We start from the raw sequence: 16,366 nt of genomic DNA, 5'->3' as shown, positions 1-16,366 counted from the left end.
GTTACCTGTTAGGACGGACAAAAGGGATGCAAAGTTAGCCAACTTTGGCAGATGCAGATCGCCCGTGTAAATCTTTCAGGGTGCTTTTACTGTGAGTATAATGCGTAGATGCAGGGTTTTTAAAAGCAAATTGATCCAAACGTCTGCATCGAAAAAGTGTACCGCTCACGAATGAAGTCCTCTGATACCTTTTCAAATCACCCGAAAATTACCGGCACATTACGCCGCTTTACATACATCATTGCCCTCGTGCTGGCGGCTCAGGCAAGCTACGGACAGGCCAAACTGAAAGTTACAGGCAGGATTGTCGATGGTCAGAGCGGTGCTGCGCTGAGCTTTGCGAGCATCCGCCTGTTCAAGATCGCCGACAGCTCCTTCGTGTCGGGATCCGTTACCGACGAGGCGGGAAAGTTTATGGTGGAAATGCCCTCCGGACGCTACTATGCACTGTCTGAGTTTATCGGGTACAAGGCACAGGTAACTTCCGGCATACAGCTTACCGCCGGCAGCAGCCCGCACGACCTGGGTACGATCCGGGTAATGCCTTCGGCAAGGACGCTGGACGAGGTGACTGTACAGGCCGAAAAAAGTAGTATGGAGCTCTCGCTCGACAAAAAGATTTTCAATGTAGGAAAAGACCTGGCCAATGCAGGCGGTACGGCGGTGGATATCCTGACCAATGTGCCCTCGGTAGCCGTGGACGTGGAAGGGAATGTCAGCCTGCGTGGCAGCGGCAACGTTCGCATCCTGATCGACGGCAAACCGTCGGGACTCGTGAGCATCAAAGGCGCGAGTGGATTACAGCAACTGCAGGGCAGTGCGATCGAGCGGATCGAGGTCATCACCAATCCATCGGCCCGGTACGAGGCGGAGGGTATGGGCGGCGTGATCAATATTGTTTTGAAAAAAGAAAGAAAAGAAGGATTTAACGGCTCTTTCGACATTATAGCGGGACATCCTGTAAACTATGGTGCGGCTGCAAATGTCAATTACCGCCGCAAAAACCTTAATTTCTTTATCAACTACACCCTGTCGTACCGCAACACGCCGGGGCGTAATTACGTGTACCAGGAGCTGTACCGCAACGATTCGACCTTTATCATGGAGCGAAACATGACATCCAATCTGAAAGGAATGAACAACAGTGCCCGTGGTGGAATTGATTATTATTTTAACCCGAAAAACATCCTTACCGGTGCCTACACATGGCGCACAAGCAAGGGGAAACGTTTTTCAAATCTCAACTACCGCGACTATGTTTCAACTACCTCCAATCTGGTAAGCATTACCAACCGTACCCAGGACGAAACCGAAACAGAGCCGAACTCGGAGTATGCATTGACCTATAAAAAAACATTTGACAGAAAAGGGCGGGAATTTACTGCGGATGTGCGCTACCTGGATAACTGGGAGAATTCCGACCAGTATTACCGGGAAAATGTGTACAAACCCGATGGAAGTCCCTCAGGTATCCCGTTCCTGCTGCAAAGAGCCGTGAATTATGAAACCGAAAAGCAGCTTTTGTTTCAGGCAGACTATGTGCATCCGTTTGGAAAGGATGGAAAAATGGAGGCGGGTGCGCGCAGCTCTTCCCGCGATATGACCAATGATTATGCCGTGACCCAGCAGACCGAAGACGGCTGGGTAGCCCTGCCCAACCTGACAAATGATTTTCTGTACGAGGAAAACATCAATGCACTCTATGGCATTGTCGGAAATAAAACGGGCAAGTTCTCCTACCAGGGCGGGCTCCGGGCGGAGTGGACGGGCGTAACTACCGAGCTGAAACAAACGCGTGAAGTGAACAAGCGGAACTATGCGAACCTGTTTCCGAGCGTCCACGTGACGTATGATCTTGCGCGTCAGAATGCTTTCCAGCTGAGTTACAGCCGGCGGGTGCGAAGGCCCCAGTACAACGATTTAAGCCCGTTTGCCACTTATTCCGACAACCGGAACTACTGGAGTGGCAATCCCGACCTGAACCCTGAGTTTACGCATGCATTTGAACTGGGGCACATCAAGTACCTGGCCAAGGGCTCACTGACCTCGTCCCTCTACTACCGTCACACCAACGGAAAGATCACGAGCATCCGGCGCGTGCAGGAAGACGGAAGCTCGTATACCCGGCCTGAAAACCTGGGTACGGAGGATGCCTACGGGGTGGAATTTACAAGCTCCTTCAATCCGTTTCCATGGTGGAAGGCCGACGGGAGCTTCAACTTCTTCAGGGCGATCACGGACGGTACGGGGCTTGACGAAGCGTTCAGGAGTGACACATATAGCTGGTTCGTAAGAGCGATTTCAAGATTTACCGTATGGAAAAGCACCGATCTGCAGCTGCGCGGCAACTACGAAGCGCCACAGCAGACACCGCAGGGCAGGCGGAAGGCCCTGGCCACACTGGACCTGGCTGCGACCCGGGATATTCTCAGGAACAATGCAACACTTACCCTCACGATCGTGGACGTGTTCAATTCAAGGCGCTACAGATCGATCACCGAGGGCAGTAACTTCTATGCGCTCAATAATTCTCAGGGTAGGCTGCGTCAGATTAATCTTACATTAAATTATCGGTTGCATCAGGCCAAAAAGAAGCCCAAGGAGGGTCTGGAAGGCGAATTCTGACCACAGGAATTTTATTTACCGGTGCAAATTCCTACCTTGTATAGGATTTAGGGATCGTTTTTGATTCAAACCTTCGTTAAGTCGGCAGAACGTAAATGGGTTTTGCAATGTTTTATATGTTCACACTTACGTCAAGGTTATGAATACAAAACCAAATAAAACAATTTACCTCGCAGATGATGACGCAGACGACTGTATGTTGTTTGAAGATGCGCTGCGCGAGGTGAGCAATTCTACCGAGCTTACTACTGCCAATGATGGTGTCGAGCTAATTAACCTGATGGAGAAATCGGTTCCGCCTCCTCCGGATGTCATCTTTCTTGACCTGAACATGCCCCGGAAGAATGGTTTTGAATGTCTTGAAGTGATCCGCAGTACCAGCAAATGGAAGGACATTCCCGTGGTGATTTTCTCCACGACCGGCCAGGAAGAAATGGTGAATAAGGTACACGAGCAGGGTGCCAACTTTTTTATCCGCAAACCGGGTTCATTTCCCAAGCTTAAACAGGCTATCAAGCAGATTCTGGACATAGACTGGAGTATGCACTCCTGGAAGCCTTCTCCTGAAAACTTTTTTTATCAGTATTAATGCCCGTGTTCACTTCTTTTGTAATTGTCTTTAACTTCAACAAAACGGGTGAACCAATTGCATGACTGCGGTAGAGCTTGACTTTGAAAGGGCGAAAGCCAGGCACATCCTTTATAAAACCAAGTTACGGTCGCTGCTGTATGGCATTGAGGTAAACGAGGGTCCCGTAATATCCCATCTCGAATGCTCCCTGGGCAAATGGATCCACGACCATGCGCTGAAAGCCTACGGTCACCTGCCCGAAGTTCATGAGCTGGACCAGCTCCATTTCCAAATTCACGAGACAGGCAACGAACTGATCGGCCTGTATAAATCCGGCTTTGTAAGCGAAGCCCGCACGGGCCTGTACCGCATTGAATCGTACGCCGTACAACTCCTTGACCTGCTCAGTAGAATCGAGGCCAAAGTACGGGAAAAAGGCCTGGCCGAAGGCAGCGCGCATGCTTCCGAGGTGCAGATCAACTATGGTGAACTTGTGGAGCTCGGTGCTGCCTTGCAGGAGCTGGACAAGCGTATCCGCGAGCAAACGGAGAAAACCGAGGAGATCACCAGAAAAGCGCAGGAAAACGAAGCGCATTTTCGTGACATCCTGCGTCAGGCTCCCGTCGGTATCGGCATCCTGAAGGGTGCCGGTATGGTGGTGGAAATGGCAAATGAAACCTATTGTTCGATCGTTGACCGGACGGAGGAGGAGCTGCTCGGGAAATCTGTCTATGACGTGCTTCCCGAAGTGAGATCCGATGTCGCGCCGATCCTTTCGGAGGTACTCGCGAGCGGCAAGCCTTTTTACGGTAACGAGTTTGAGCTAACATTGAGAAGGTTCGGGGCTCCGCAGCGGGCATTTTTCAACTTCGTGTACCAACCTTTGATAGAGGATGGGAAGGTGACCGGCATCATTGTAATTGCTACGGAGGTCACTGCGCAGATCCTGGCAAAGGAGGCCGTGCAGGCGAGTGAAAATCAGTTCAGAAATGTTGTCCAGCAATCACAGTTTGCCAAAGCGATCCTGACGGGAGAGAATTACGTGGTCAGTATGGCGAATGATTCCATGCTGAAAATGTGGCGTCGTACGCTGGAAGAAGTGGAGGGTAAAGTGTTGTTTGAGCTCTTTCCTGAATTGAATAACCAGGCTTTTCCTGAAATACTGCGCCGGGTATTTACCACGGGTATCGCTTACCGTGAAAAAGAGGCAATCGGGTTTATAGACGGGCCCGGCGGCATTCGCAAGCATTATGTCGATTTTCAGTATGCACCTTTGTTCGATGTATATGGAAAAGTCTCCGGCATTATGGTATCGGCCAATGATGTTACCGAAACGGTCATGTTTCGTCATCAGATTGCGGAAGCGGCCGAGCGCCTCAAAATGGCCACGGAGGGTACGCGCCTTGCGACCTGGGATCTGAACATCCAGACCCGGCAGATCATCCATTCGCCCAGGCTTGCTGAAATTTTTGGCTTCGGTGAGGATAAGGTGTTGACTCATCCCGAGATGCGCGCCATGGTACATCCCGATGACGTGCATTCCATTGTAGAAAAAGCATTTGCGGAGGCCCTTGAAACCGGAATTTACCGGTATGAAGCGCGTATACTGCATACCGACCAGTCTGTTCACTGGATCCGCACACAGGGTAAAATCCTGTTTAATGACGGACATCAGCCGATGCGGATGCTGGGGACTATGATGGATATTACCGAGGAAAAACGCTCGGAGCTTGCGCTCAGGACGAGCGAGGACAAGTTCAGGGCACTGGCTGAATTTATGCCTCAGCTGGTATGGACGGCTGATCCCGATGGCAATGTGAACTATTGTAACCAGTCCGTGATCCGCTTTACAGGCCTTGCAGCCGCCGAACTCACTGTCGAAGGCTGGCTGTCGATTGTTTGTCCCGAGGATCAGCTTAATTATGCTGAACACTGGGATGAGGCGCTGAGAACCGGAGAGGACTTTCTTTTAGAACACCGGTTTAAAAGAGCTGATGGCATTTTCAGATGGGTATCCAGCCGGGCTACCCCGCAGAAGAACGCCGACGGAAAAATCCAGATGTGGGTAGGCACGACTACGGATATCCACGACAGTAAACTGTTTATTGATCAGCTGGAATCTATGGTTCAGCAGCGCACGCAGGAGCTTACCGTTGCTAACAAAGAGCTTTTGCGCACCAATATGGAGCTGGCGCAATTTGCTTACGTAGCCAGCCACGATCTTCAGGAACCCCTCCGCAAGATCCAGACATTTGCCACCCGGGTCATGGATACCGAGTATGAAAACCTGACGGAGCGAGGCAAGGATTATTTCCGGCGCATGCAATCTTCGTCGATGCGCATGCAGCAGCTGATCATTGACCTGCTCGCATTTTCGCGGGCTACTTCTGCTGAAAAGCACTTTGAAGAGGCCGATCTCAATATTGTTTTGCACAATGTACAGGAGCAGATGTCGGAGTTGATCCGGCAAAATGGCGCTACCATTATAGCTGAAAAGTTGCCGGTAAGGCCAGTGATCGTCTATCAGGTCGAGCAGCTTTTTACAAACCTGATTACCAATGCAATCAAATTTACCCGGCCCGAAGCAGCGCCGGTAATCCAGATCCGGACAGGGGAAATTTCGGGTGATATGATCGCGCTTGATGAAAGTGACCCCGCGGCAAGGTATCAGTATGTTTCGTTTGCCGATAATGGCATCGGCTTTGATCAGCAGTTTAAAGACCGCATTTTTCAGGTTTTTCAGCGCCTGCACAGCAGAGGAACCTACGAAGGTACCGGCATCGGTCTTGCCATTTGCAAGAAAATCGTTGAAAACCACAGGGGCTTGATCGACGCGGTGGGCAAGCCGGGCATTGGGTCGACCTTCATCATTTATTTTCCTCTGTAAAAAGTTCAGGCTTCCGGCTCGCGCGATTTTCCGTGTAGGTAACGCCGATTCCGGCGAGGATGATGACGCCGCCAATGATCATTTGTGCTGTAATATTTTCACCTATAAACATCCAGGCCATCAACCCGGTGACCAGTGCCTGGCTCAGGAGGCTGAGTGACACGCGTTTTGCATCAAGCTGTTTGACCGCATAGCTGATTGTAAGCCAGCCAATAAGCTGACATACAAGTCCCTGTACCACAAATACCAGCCATATTTCGGCATCAAAATGCATGAGCGGCTGGTCTGAAATCAGGCAGATGGCGAGCAGGTACAAGCTCGAAATCCCCATACTGACCGCCATAAAGCTGACAATGTCAATCCGGTTCAGAACTGTTTTGCTGATCAGCATGTACGAGGCATACAGCATGCCGGAGAGTACGGCAAGACCGAAGCCTTTGTCAAACCGCATATCGGCAAATGCATCCGGACCTATGAGGATCACCATACCCGCAAGCGCAACCAGTGTCCCGAGCCAGAAGCGTGGACCGGGCTTATCAGGCAGAAAAAGAAAGCTGCCTACACCCACCCAGACGGGCGACAAGTTGGTCAGCAGGGTAGCCTGTGTAGCATTGGTATATTGAATAGACAGGTTCCATACGGCAATATCAGAGGCAAAGATGATCCCGCACAATGCAACTGAAAGCCATAGTGCCCGCGGTGGGAAAGTGAACTTTTTACTGACCAGCAAGTAGGGAAGCAGAAACATGAACCCCAGGAACATCCTGTAAAAGGCCGAGGTCAGCCCTGAAACCGGCGCCCATTTTACCAGAACAGGAAAAATGCTGATGCTGATAATGCCGATGACAAGGCTGATGCGGGGACTTTTTACGCCCATTTTCCTAAACTAAAAATACAAGATCCTGTTAAAAGCGGAATTACAATGTAGGCTTGGCTCGATCGTACTGGACAGGCCACTGGATGTCTTCCCCAAGCTCAGAAGCGGCATGTAACGGAAAGTACGGGTCGCGCAGCAGCTCACGGGCCATGATAATCAGGTCGGCTTCACCATTGGCGAGTATCGTTTCGGCTTGTTGGGTGTCGGTGATCAGTCCCACGGCACCGGTAGCAATGCCCGTTTCACGGCGTATTTGTGCCGAGAACGGAACCTGATAGGAGGGACCCACACTAATTTTTTGATGAGCAGCCAGCCCGCCGGAAGATACATCTATCAGTGAAACACCTTTGTCTTTCAGAATCTGGCTCAATCGAGAAGAGTCATCAATATTCCACCCACCCTCAGCCCAGTCGGTTGCAGAAATGCGCACGATGAGCGGGAGATTTTCGGGCCATACCTGCTGAATGCCTTCAACGACTTCCAGCAGCAGGCGAATGCGGTTTTCAAAGCTGCCGCCATATGCATCTTCCCGCTGGTTGCTCAGCGGAGACAGGAACTGATGGATGAGGTAACCATGCGCCGCATGGATTTCGACTACCTTGAAACCCGCCTGCTGCGCCCGGGTTGCAGCAGCGGCAAAGTCTGCCACGACCTTGCGGATGCCCGCGTCGTCCAGCGGCTCGGGGGCATCTTCATTGGCATGAAAAGGTATTGCTGAAGCACCCTGCGTTTTCCAGCCACCCTGATCCAGAGGTACCTGGCCACGACCTTTCCAGGCGGGGTATGTACTGGCTTTGCGGCCCGCATGGCCCAGCTGAATGCCCGGGACGGTTCCCTGTGCCGCAATGAATGAAGTAATCTGCCGGAGCTTTTCAATATGCTCATCTTTCCAGATGCCCAGATCCTGAGGCGAGATCCTGCCTTCGGGAGAAACAGCGGTAGACTCCGTAATGATGAGTCCGGCACCGCCTACTGCGCGGCTTCCGAGATGAACAAGGTGCCAGTCATTGGCAAATCCGTCTTCGGAAGAGTACATGCACATCGGTGAAACTACAATGCGGTTTTTGAGCTGGATATCTTTGAGCTGAAATGGTTCAAAAAGTAAGGATGCCATAAGTTAATGCGCGTTTACCGGCTTTATTTTCTGTAAAATTTTGATTTCGTCGATGGTAATGGTACTGATCAGTTCGAACAGGCCATTGATGGTTTTCAGGTCGGAGATCATCCTCCGGGAAGGGGAGAGGTCCGCCTTTTCAATGCCCAGCTCTTTGATTTCCTTTTTACGGGTAGTCAGGAGGTCGAGCAACTTCTGATTCTTCGGCAGCGACTCTCTGGTAACTTCCACGACCGTGGTTGTCTTACCTTCGAGCAGGTCCATAGCAGCCTGTAACTGCCTGTCAATCTGCCGGATCATCATTTCAAATTCAACTGAAAACTGTGGGTAATCCAGTGTCTGCGCATAGGTCGAGAGAGAGGCAATGTAAGAGGTGAGCATGTGGCTTGTGGCGACAAACTGGTGATACTCCTCCATTTTCATCTGCTTGCGTTTAGGTTCAGACAGCATTTTCTGAAAATTATCGGACAAATTGGCCATGGCAATGATTGCATCTTTCCGGTACAATTTCAGCTGGTTAATGTCGAGGGTCTTGCCTGTAAACTTGGCCGCCACGAGGTCGAAATATCGCCGGTTTGCCCGCAGTGCCTCCCGCATGTATTGGTTGATCTGCGAATGTTCCCAGACCGGAAGCACGTAAGACGAGACAAAATAGGCTATCACCGATCCGATCACCGTATCAATAACCCGGTCCTGTAAAACTGCCGTAATATGTTGCGGGTTCAAAAAATTGAAAGAAAGCAGCACATACAGGGTAATTGCCGTTGATGCTACGAAGTAATTGACCTTCAAAAAACTATATGCAAGGATCATTGAAAGCATCATCAGCACAAACAATGCGGTATTATCATGGATCAGGTACAGGAACAGAAATCCCGACGTCACGCCCAGGATTGTACCACCGATCCGGTGCAGATTCCGCTGCTTGGTAATGCTGAACGCCGGCTTCATAATCGTTACAATCGTCAGCAGAATCCAGTATCCGTGTCCCAGGTCGAAGAACAATGAGGCCGTGTACCCGATCAGCAGGCCCAGTGTAATCCGCACTGCATGGCGGAAGTGGCTGGATTTCAGTGAAATATTGTCAAGGAGAATGCGCGGATTATAGTCTTGCTTGGGAGTGAAATTATCGGTTTCAACATTCATCTTGTAATCCTTGCCTACTTCGGTATCATAGGTTGAGGCCCTGTGGAGCTTTTTCACGCGCTCGGTAATATCCTGTAAACTGTTGAGAATCTGCCGGAGCATAATATAATCCTCCATATTGTCGTGCGTCATCTGCTGCTCACGCATTTTCTCAAAAGCTTTCTGACACCGGTGAATTGCTTCATCGAGATCATGGCGTGAATGTGCCGGAAATCCGCTCTGTACCGCCAGCCCGATCTGCTGAATTTCGGTCGAAAGCCACGTAATGTACGTTCCCAGCATTCTCAGGATTTTGGTATGACCAAATGCGCGATGCAGGTTCGCATAGTTTTGCTGGGAGTTGAGGATGCGTTCAAAAAGGTCAATGCTGTCCAGAAACATCAGCATCAGGATACGGCTCTTTGTTGTCGATTCCGTCACAAATTCCCTGGTCTTGAAGAGCACTTCGCGCAAGTTTTCATGGTTTTCACGAAGAATCACCTGCTGATGCACCATCCGGTTGAACAATGCATCATAGTCGGGCTTTGCCATGTAATACCCTGCCTTAATGGACAGCAGCTTGCCGAGTTCGACAAAGTTTTCTCCCAAAAGCTGCTGGATCAGTTTGTAAGGCAGCAGCTTTTGCAAAATCATATACAGGATAAAGTACCACATGCCGCCGGCAGAGAATATTGCGGCCGTGCGCAGTACCATGTCACCGCTCAGGTGATCGTCGATGTTGAACACAAATACGAGTAAGGAGATCAGCCCGATGCTGTTGACCCGGTTGCCATACACGCCTACCAGCGAGAAAAACATCCCAAAAACGATAATCTCGATGAAAACAACAAAGTGGAAGTGCCGGAGCAAGCCTGTAATGCAAGCCACTGAAAAGCAGGTAGCGATCGCAATCAGCAGGGAGTTGCGGCGGCGGTGATAGGGGCCGGGACTGTCCGTACTGCCAATCAGGAGGGTACCCAAGGGAAATGCAATCAGCTCACCCAGGATGCCGAAATGCTGAAAGATCAGGCTTGGAATAATCGCACCAAGCGTAAGCCGCACCCCCGTGGCGAGATAATGACTGAATATAAACTTTTTAAACTCGTCCAGGTAATTCATGAAATTCGGTCAGACCGTAGTCGCTGCAATACTAGCGTTTTAATTTAATTACCAATAAAAGGTATTCCAAAATGTGCTGACATCACCGGGATTACATGAATGTCACACGCTCTTTTGTATTTTTGGTATAAACGAAGATGTATGCTCAACGTCAATTTTGTTCCGTTTCCGAAACTCCAAACTCAACGCCTGACCCTCTTGCGGCTCGAACCGGTGCATGCAGGTGATGTTTTCAGGCTACGGAGTAATGCCGAAGCCATGAAGTACATCGGCAAGTCGCTTCTTAATTCAAGGGACGAAGCTGCCAGGCTGATCGAGGCATACAGCAAGGGCCTGAACGAAAATGCAGCGATCACCTGGGGGATTGTCCTGAGTTCAGACCGACGGTCTCCCATCGGGACGATTGGCTTCCATACCATTGATAAAAGCAATCACCGGGCCGAAATTGGCTACATGATCCATCCCGATTACTGGAACCAGGGACTCATGAAAGAGGCCGTGGACCGCGTAATCAGTTATGGTTTTGATACGCTCGGTCTTCATAGCATTGAGGCCAAGATCCATCCTGAGAATACTGCATCAGAGCGGCTTTTATTGAAGCTGGGCTTCGTGAAAGAAGCTTATTTCCGCGAGAGCTTTTATTTTGAAGGCAAATTTCAGGATACGGTTGTTTTCTCTCTGATCTCGACCCGGTAATAAAAACAAAAAGCCGCCTGCGCTGGCAGACGGCTTTGAGCCAAATTGTTTTTGATTACTCGATATGGTCCTGATTCAATTTCAGGATCGCCTTGTCAATAAAGTATTGTCCGGTGCCTTCCTCGCCGATCACATCAAAGAGCTCGATGGCACGGCGTGCATTGTCTTCCTCTTCAACCTGCTCATTTACAAACCAATGCAGGAACGATTCGGTTGCGTAGTCCTCTTCGCGGCGGCTCTGCGTAACAATCCGGTTGATGGATTGGGTCACTGCAATCTCACTTTCCAGTGCCGCCTCAAATACACTGCGGAAAGTAGGGAATTCCTGACGTACCGCAACAACTTCGGGTGATACTGCCGTGCCGCCTACAGTCATAATGTAGTTGAAGATCTTGATCATGTGGCCGCGCTCTTCTTCCGATTGTTTCAGGAAGTACTTGGCACTATTACGGAAACCATTGCGGTCGCACCAAGATGCCATAGCCAGGTATTTGGCAGAAGCTTCGGCTTCCATTTTCACCTGGTTATTCAATAATATTTCTATTTCCTCTTTCAGGGATGTTCTTTGTCTCAACAGATCTTTCATGATATATGCTTTTTACTTTCGATTAAGTAGATGCAAATATCATACGAAAGGTGATCAATCCAAACTTGCAAAGAAATTTGGAATTGGTCTAATATGATCTGAATGAGCTATTTAGACTAATTCTGCGGGGCAGAAAGCAAGTTGGTGGAGAAGGCTGTTGAGTTCGATGGCGAACTGTGTTCCGTTGAGTAAATCCCTCAGTTGGATCAATTCACATAATGTAAACCTGCGGCAGATATTAAGTTGAGGCGCTTCGAGGAACTCATAATCCGACTCGTCGGAAAGATCAAACAGCCTGCTTTGAATGTCGATGTTGTTGATAAACCTGCGGAAGCTAAGAAAGTCCTTGATTTTCAGCCGGATGTCCATCTCTCCAAACTGGATAATCACCCTGGAAGTCAGATCGCACTGAAAGCTTTGACCTTTGGAGGTACTGAACAATTCGTTCGAGGTATTCACTGAAGCAACTAATTAGGACCGTGGAATATGTTGCACAAATATAACTCCGAAGCCCCGGTGAACCAACATTTATTTAAAAGTAATCTAATTTAAGCATTAAAAAAGCCGGTCTGCATGGCAGCCGGCTTGATTTGGTCAGATGATCAGTTGCCTGCAACTTTCGCCCAGGTATCCCTGAGTGTAACAGTCCGGTTAAAAACAGGCTTTTCAGCGCTTCCATCGGGATCGGGAGCAAAGTAGCCTTTGCGTAAAAACTGGAATGCTTCCCCCGGTTTTGCCTCGGAAAGGGCCGGCTCGCCAAATCCCGTAATCACATGGAGCGAATCCGGATTGATAAAGCTTTTAAAATCGCCCTCTTCAGAAGATACGTCCTCCACTGAGAACAAGCGGTCGTACAGCCTGATCTCGACCGGGATCGCATGCCGGGCCGATACCCAGTGCAGGGTTCCCTTTACATTGATGCCCGTCGTATCATGTCCGCTCTTGCTGTTTTCAAGGTACGTGCAATGCACCTCCGTAATTTCACCGTTTTCACCTTTTACAAAATCATTGCATTGGATGATGTAGGCACCTTTCAGCCGCACCATTTTACCGGGTGCCAGCCGAAAGTATTTCTTGGACGGCACTTCCATGAAGTCTTCTTTCTCAATCAGGATTTCCCGGCTAAACGGTATTTCCCGTACCCCTGCCGAAACATCTTCCGGATTATTTTCTGTGTGGCAGATTTCCGTTTCACCTTCCGGAAAGTTCGTTATGATCACTTTGAGCGGGTCCATGACAGCCATGCGCCGCAATGCTTTCTTGTTCAGATCCTCGCGCACGCAAAATTCGAGCAGACCCACGTCAATCATATTCTCGCGTTTGGCGACACCGATGCGGTCACAGAAATCGCGGATGCTTTCCGGTGTGTAGCCCCGGCGCCTGAGTCCGCTGATTGTCGGCATACGCGGATCATCCCAGCCTGCCACGTGTCCTTCCTGCACCAGTTGCAGCAGTTTTCGTTTGCTGGTCACTGTGTAATTCAGGTTGCGCCGGGCAAATTCATATTGATGGGAAGGGTATATGCCGAGTTTTGCGATCAGCCAGTCGTACAACTCGCGGTGAGGTGCAAATTCAAGGGTGCAGATGGAGTGGGTCACTGTTTCAATGGAGTCACTCTGACCGTGTGCAAAATCATACATCGGGTAAATGCACCATTTATTCCCGGTCCGGTGATGATGCGCATGCTTGATCCGGTACAGAATAGGGTCGCGCATGAGCATGTTCATGTGGCCCATATCAATCTTTGCACGGAGCGTACGGCTGCCGTCCGGGAATTCGCCACTTTTCATTTTTTCAAAAAGGGCAAGGTTTTCGTCCACACTGCGGTCGCGGTAGGGGCTGTCTTGTCCGGGTTCGGTCGGTGTACCTTTAAGCGCCGCAATTTCTTCCGAAGTGGAATCGTCTACATATGCCAGGCCTTCCGAAATCAGCTTTACTGCATACTGGTACAAAGTATCAAAGTAGTCAGACGCAAAAAGCTCGTGCTTCCATTCAAAGCCAAGCCACTTGATATCGTTCTTGATACTCTCCACATACTCAGTATCTTCAGTGACAGGATTGGTATCGTCAAAACGAAGATTCGTGTAGCCCGGAAATTTGTTGGTCAGCCCGAAATTGAGACATATGCTCGATGCATGGCCGATATGCAGATAGCCATTGGGTTCGGGTGGAAATCGTGTAACGATCTGTGTGTATTTACCTGATTGCAAATCCGCCTCCACTATCTCCTCAAGAAAATTGAGGCTCTTCTCTTCTTTTTTCTCGTCCGTAATCATACCAGCTGAATAATTTCCAAATTCAAAGTTAATCTTCTTCCCCATAAATCTGCAATCTGCTGCTCCAAAACAGAAATCCAGGCTGTTTGCTTAATTTTGTCGCATGCGCTATTTTATTGAATTCAGCTATAAAGGTACTGCGTACAATGGTTGGCAGAGGCAGAACAATGCACTCGGGATCCAGGAAGTGCTGGAAGGTGCGTTGCAAAAGATACTGAGGCAGGAAGTGGAAGTTACAGGCAGCAGCCGGACGGATACCGGCGTCCATGCAACCCAGCAGTTTGCCCATTTTGATCTTCCCAATGAGGTCAGTGATCCTGATCAGCTGGTGTACAAGCTCAACAGCCTCTTGCCTTTTGATATTGCAGTTGCCAATATTCTGCCGGTAGGAGATGATGTTAACAGCCGGTTTGCAGCTACCTCCCGAATGTACGAGTACCGCATCAGTTTCGTTAAAAACCCTTTTTTAAAAGATCAGGCCTGTTTTATGCGTCCTGGATTGGACGTAAAGCGCATGAACGAAGCAGCGGCCGTGCTGCTCATGCACACGGATTTTGAAAGCTTTAGTAAGGTCCATACCAACGTCAACAATTTCAGGTGTACCATTTCGGAAGCCGAATGGACGGAGGCAGGTAATATGCTGATTTTTAGGGTGCGTGCCAATCGTTTTCTGAGAGGCATGGTGCGGGCACTGGTAGGTACCATGCTCGACATTGGCAGAGGGAAGCGTAGTGTGGCGGAATTTGAGGAAATAATCCTGTCTAAAAACCGGAAAAAAGCCGGGGCACAAGCCCCGGCCGAAGGTCTCTTTCTCGTGGAAGTTGCTTATCCTGACGATCTGTTTTTACCTGTAAATTAAATCGCTTCCGAGCTCCATGCATTATTCACGAACCGGTGAATGCGCTGGGGATTTGAATTTTGCAGCTCGGGTGGCAAGAGGCTGTCGGGCCACCCCTGGTACGTTTGCGGTCGTACAAACCGGAGAATAGAGTCAACGCCCACGGACGTGAACTTGGGATCATTGGTAGCCGGGAAAGGTCCTCCGTGGTGCATGGATGCACAGACCTCCACACCGGTAGGAACGCCATTCATGATAAACCGGCCCGAAATGCGGCTCAAATGACGTACGATGGCAGGGTAGGAGGCTGCTTCCTCTTCCGTGGCTATCAGCGAGGTTGTCAGCTGACCTTTGACAACCTGGATTGCTTCCAGCAACTCGCTGGTATTTTCACAAACAACCAGCAGTGAAAAGGGACCAAATACTTCTTCACGTAACCTTGGATTGGTAATGAATGCAGCAGCCGGCACCTGGGCTACCGAAGTCTGGGCCTGGTTTTTCAGGGTTTCAGCGACTTCTGAAAGAGCCAGTTGTTCCACTTCCGACTGATCAAATATCTCGTTCCTGAGCTTGTAATAATTTTTGCAAATACCGGCAGTCAGCATCGTAGCAGGGGAAACTGCTGCAAATGCATTTTCATAAGCCTGTATAAACGCCTCAAAGCCCGCCGTGCGGGTAACAAACACAAGTCCCGGATTGGTACAAAATTGTCCCGCACCCAGCGTTACAGAGGCAGCAAGTGTCCGGGCAAGACCTTCCGGGTCATTTTTCAGCGACTCCGGAAGGATCACAACCGGATTTACACTTCCCATTTCGGCATACACCGGGATAGGTTCTTCACGCTCCTGAACCAGTTTGTACAGGGCCATCCCGCCGTGATATGATCCCGTGAAGCCTACTGCCCTGGTTGCGGGATGTTTAACAAGTGCGCTGCCTACCTCAAACCCATCATCATACAGCATAGAGAAAACACCTTCCGGCATGCCGGTTTTCTGCGCGGCACGTATTACAGCCTGAGCCACCAGGTCGCTTACGCCCGGGTGGGCCGCATGCGCTTTTACAATCACCGGATTACCTGCCGCGAGTGCCGGACCCGTATCAACTCCCGCGACGGAATATGCAAATGGAAAGTTACTGGAACCGAAAACAACCACCGGTCCGATTGGAATAAGCATCTTGCGCAAGTCGGGCTTGGGCGGTGTTCGCTGCGGATCGGCCGTATCAATGGATGCCCTCACCCAGGATCCTTCTTCCAAAAGTTCGGCAAACTGCGTCAGCTGGTTGATGGTACGCGCGCGCTCGCCTTCAAGGCGTGCTATGGGTAACCCCGTTTCCAGGCTTGCGCGTTCGAGCAGCACATCGCCGATTGTAAGGATTTCTTCCGTAATAGCCCGGAGAAAAGCAGCCCGGTCCCGTGACGTTGTTGCTGCATAAGCTCCGGAAGCCTTTTCGGCAAGTTGCATGGTGGTTTGTACTTCCTCCTGCGTTGCACAATGGAATGTTTCCGGCAGGTATGTATCCCGGGCAGGGACATAAGCCTGAAATGTACGGTCACCGGATGCAGCCAGCGTATTTCCTATGTAGTTTTTACCTTGTATGTTCATGTCAGCATTCTTTTTGATATGTATAAAAGACAAAAGTTTGTGCCATCG

At 50.0% G+C, this 16,366-nt stretch carries 12 protein-coding genes; 5 read left to right on the top strand and 7 right to left on the bottom strand.

Annotated elements, in window-relative coordinates:
* Positions 1-171: 171 nt before the first annotated feature.
* From HWI92_RS09430 to HWI92_RS09420, 3 genes are all read left to right on the top strand, one after another.
* Positions 172-2,625, top strand: a complete 2,454-nt coding sequence (locus HWI92_RS09430; RefSeq protein WP_204663086.1) for a TonB-dependent receptor — start codon at positions 172-174, stop codon at positions 2,623-2,625.
* Between the two features lie 139 nt (positions 2,626-2,764).
* Positions 2,765-3,214 carry a response regulator gene (locus HWI92_RS09425; RefSeq protein WP_204663084.1) on the top strand — a complete coding sequence of 150 codons (450 nt, stop codon included), beginning with the start codon at positions 2,765-2,767 and terminating at the stop codon, positions 3,212-3,214.
* A 61-nt stretch (positions 3,215-3,275) separates the two neighbouring features.
* The gene (locus HWI92_RS09420; RefSeq protein WP_204663082.1) at positions 3,276-6,083 is read left to right on the top strand and encodes a PAS domain S-box protein; all 2,808 of its coding nucleotides are present in this window, start codon (positions 3,276-3,278) and stop codon (positions 6,081-6,083) included.
* Here the strand turns inward: HWI92_RS09420 and HWI92_RS09415 are convergent.
* From HWI92_RS09415 to HWI92_RS09405, 3 genes are read right to left on the bottom strand one after another with little or no spacing between them, the layout of a single operon-like run.
* The gene (locus tag HWI92_RS09415) at positions 6,064-6,960 is read right to left on the bottom strand and encodes a DMT family transporter (RefSeq protein ID WP_204663080.1); all 897 of its coding nucleotides are present in this window, start codon (positions 6,958-6,960) and stop codon (positions 6,064-6,066) included. The two genes, HWI92_RS09420 and HWI92_RS09415, sit on opposite strands and share 20 nt — an antisense overlap.
* A gap of 40 nt (positions 6,961-7,000) precedes the next feature.
* Positions 7,001-8,074 (bottom strand): NADPH dehydrogenase NamA, encoded by a 1,074-nt coding sequence (gene namA / locus HWI92_RS09410; protein WP_204663078.1) that lies wholly within the window; start codon positions 8,072-8,074, stop codon positions 7,001-7,003.
* A gap of 3 nt (positions 8,075-8,077) precedes the next feature.
* Positions 8,078-10,318 carry an FUSC family protein gene (locus tag HWI92_RS09405; protein WP_204663076.1) on the bottom strand — a complete coding sequence of 747 codons (2,241 nt, stop codon included), beginning with the start codon at positions 10,316-10,318 and terminating at the stop codon, positions 8,078-8,080.
* A 141-nt stretch (positions 10,319-10,459) separates the two neighbouring features.
* On the opposite strand from HWI92_RS09405, the gene HWI92_RS09400 reads away from it, so the two are divergent.
* Positions 10,460-11,014, top strand: a complete 555-nt coding sequence (locus HWI92_RS09400; RefSeq protein ID WP_204663074.1) for a GNAT family N-acetyltransferase — start codon at positions 10,460-10,462, stop codon at positions 11,012-11,014.
* 55 nt (positions 11,015-11,069) lie between these two features.
* Here HWI92_RS09400 and HWI92_RS09395 read toward each other — a convergent pair whose 3' ends face one another.
* The 3 genes from HWI92_RS09395 to HWI92_RS09385 all read right to left on the bottom strand — a co-directional run bounded on the left by HWI92_RS09395 (position 11,070) and on the right by HWI92_RS09385 (position 13,876).
* On the bottom strand, positions 11,070-11,600 hold the full coding sequence (locus HWI92_RS09395; RefSeq protein ID WP_204663072.1) for a ferritin: 531 nt from the start codon (positions 11,598-11,600) through the stop codon (positions 11,070-11,072).
* 111 nt (positions 11,601-11,711) lie between these two features.
* Complete coding sequence (locus tag HWI92_RS09390; RefSeq protein ID WP_204663070.1) at positions 11,712-12,059, bottom strand: hypothetical protein; 348 nt, start codon at positions 12,057-12,059, stop codon at positions 11,712-11,714.
* 143 nt (positions 12,060-12,202) lie between these two features.
* Positions 12,203-13,876 (bottom strand): glutamine--tRNA ligase/YqeY domain fusion protein, encoded by a 1,674-nt coding sequence (locus HWI92_RS09385; RefSeq protein WP_204664430.1) that lies wholly within the window; start codon positions 13,874-13,876, stop codon positions 12,203-12,205.
* Positions 13,877-13,979: 103 nt separating this feature from the next.
* Here HWI92_RS09385 and truA point away from each other — a divergent pair, with 103 nt between their 5' ends.
* Complete coding sequence (gene truA / locus HWI92_RS09380; RefSeq protein ID WP_204663068.1) at positions 13,980-14,735, top strand: tRNA pseudouridine(38-40) synthase TruA; 756 nt, start codon at positions 13,980-13,982, stop codon at positions 14,733-14,735.
* Here truA and HWI92_RS09375 read toward each other — a convergent pair.
* Entirely contained in the window at positions 14,732-16,318 is a 1,587-nt protein-coding gene (locus tag HWI92_RS09375) for an aldehyde dehydrogenase (NADP(+)) (protein WP_204663066.1), read from the bottom strand. The two genes, truA and HWI92_RS09375, sit on opposite strands and share 4 nt — an antisense overlap.
* Positions 16,319-16,366 lie beyond the last annotated feature (48 nt).

Source organism: Dyadobacter sandarakinus, from assembly GCF_016894445.1.
Taxonomy (GTDB): Bacteria; Bacteroidota; Bacteroidia; order Cytophagales; family Spirosomataceae; genus Dyadobacter; species Dyadobacter sandarakinus.
Note: the sequence above shows the minus strand (reverse complement) of the source record. Positions and strands in the feature narration are given on the sequence as shown.

What these genes read in the sequence shown, in the direction of transcription:
- HWI92_RS09405 (WP_204663076.1), bottom strand. Translation starts at nt 10,318, where the DNA reads ATGAATTACCTGGACGAGTTTAAAAAGTTTATATTCAGTCATTATCTC.
- HWI92_RS09385 (WP_204664430.1), bottom strand. Translation starts at nt 13,876, where the DNA reads ATGATTACGGACGAGAAAAAAGAAGAGAAGAGCCTCAATTTTCTTGAG.
- HWI92_RS09395 (WP_204663072.1), bottom strand. Translation starts at nt 11,600, where the DNA reads ATGAAAGATCTGTTGAGACAAAGAACATCCCTGAAAGAGGAAATAGAA.
- truA (WP_204663068.1), top strand. Translation starts at nt 13,980, where the DNA reads ATGCGCTATTTTATTGAATTCAGCTATAAAGGTACTGCGTACAATGGT.
- HWI92_RS09430 (WP_204663086.1), top strand. Translation starts at nt 172, where the DNA reads ATGAAGTCCTCTGATACCTTTTCAAATCACCCGAAAATTACCGGCACA.
- HWI92_RS09420 (WP_204663082.1), top strand. Translation starts at nt 3,276, where the DNA reads ATGACTGCGGTAGAGCTTGACTTTGAAAGGGCGAAAGCCAGGCACATC.
- HWI92_RS09415 (WP_204663080.1), bottom strand. Translation starts at nt 6,960, where the DNA reads ATGGGCGTAAAAAGTCCCCGCATCAGCCTTGTCATCGGCATTATCAGC.
- namA (WP_204663078.1), bottom strand. Translation starts at nt 8,074, where the DNA reads ATGGCATCCTTACTTTTTGAACCATTTCAGCTCAAAGATATCCAGCTC.
- HWI92_RS09375 (WP_204663066.1), bottom strand. Translation starts at nt 16,318, where the DNA reads ATGAACATACAAGGTAAAAACTACATAGGAAATACGCTGGCTGCATCC.
- HWI92_RS09425 (WP_204663084.1), top strand. Translation starts at nt 2,765, where the DNA reads ATGAATACAAAACCAAATAAAACAATTTACCTCGCAGATGATGACGCA.
- HWI92_RS09400 (WP_204663074.1), top strand. Translation starts at nt 10,460, where the DNA reads ATGCTCAACGTCAATTTTGTTCCGTTTCCGAAACTCCAAACTCAACGC.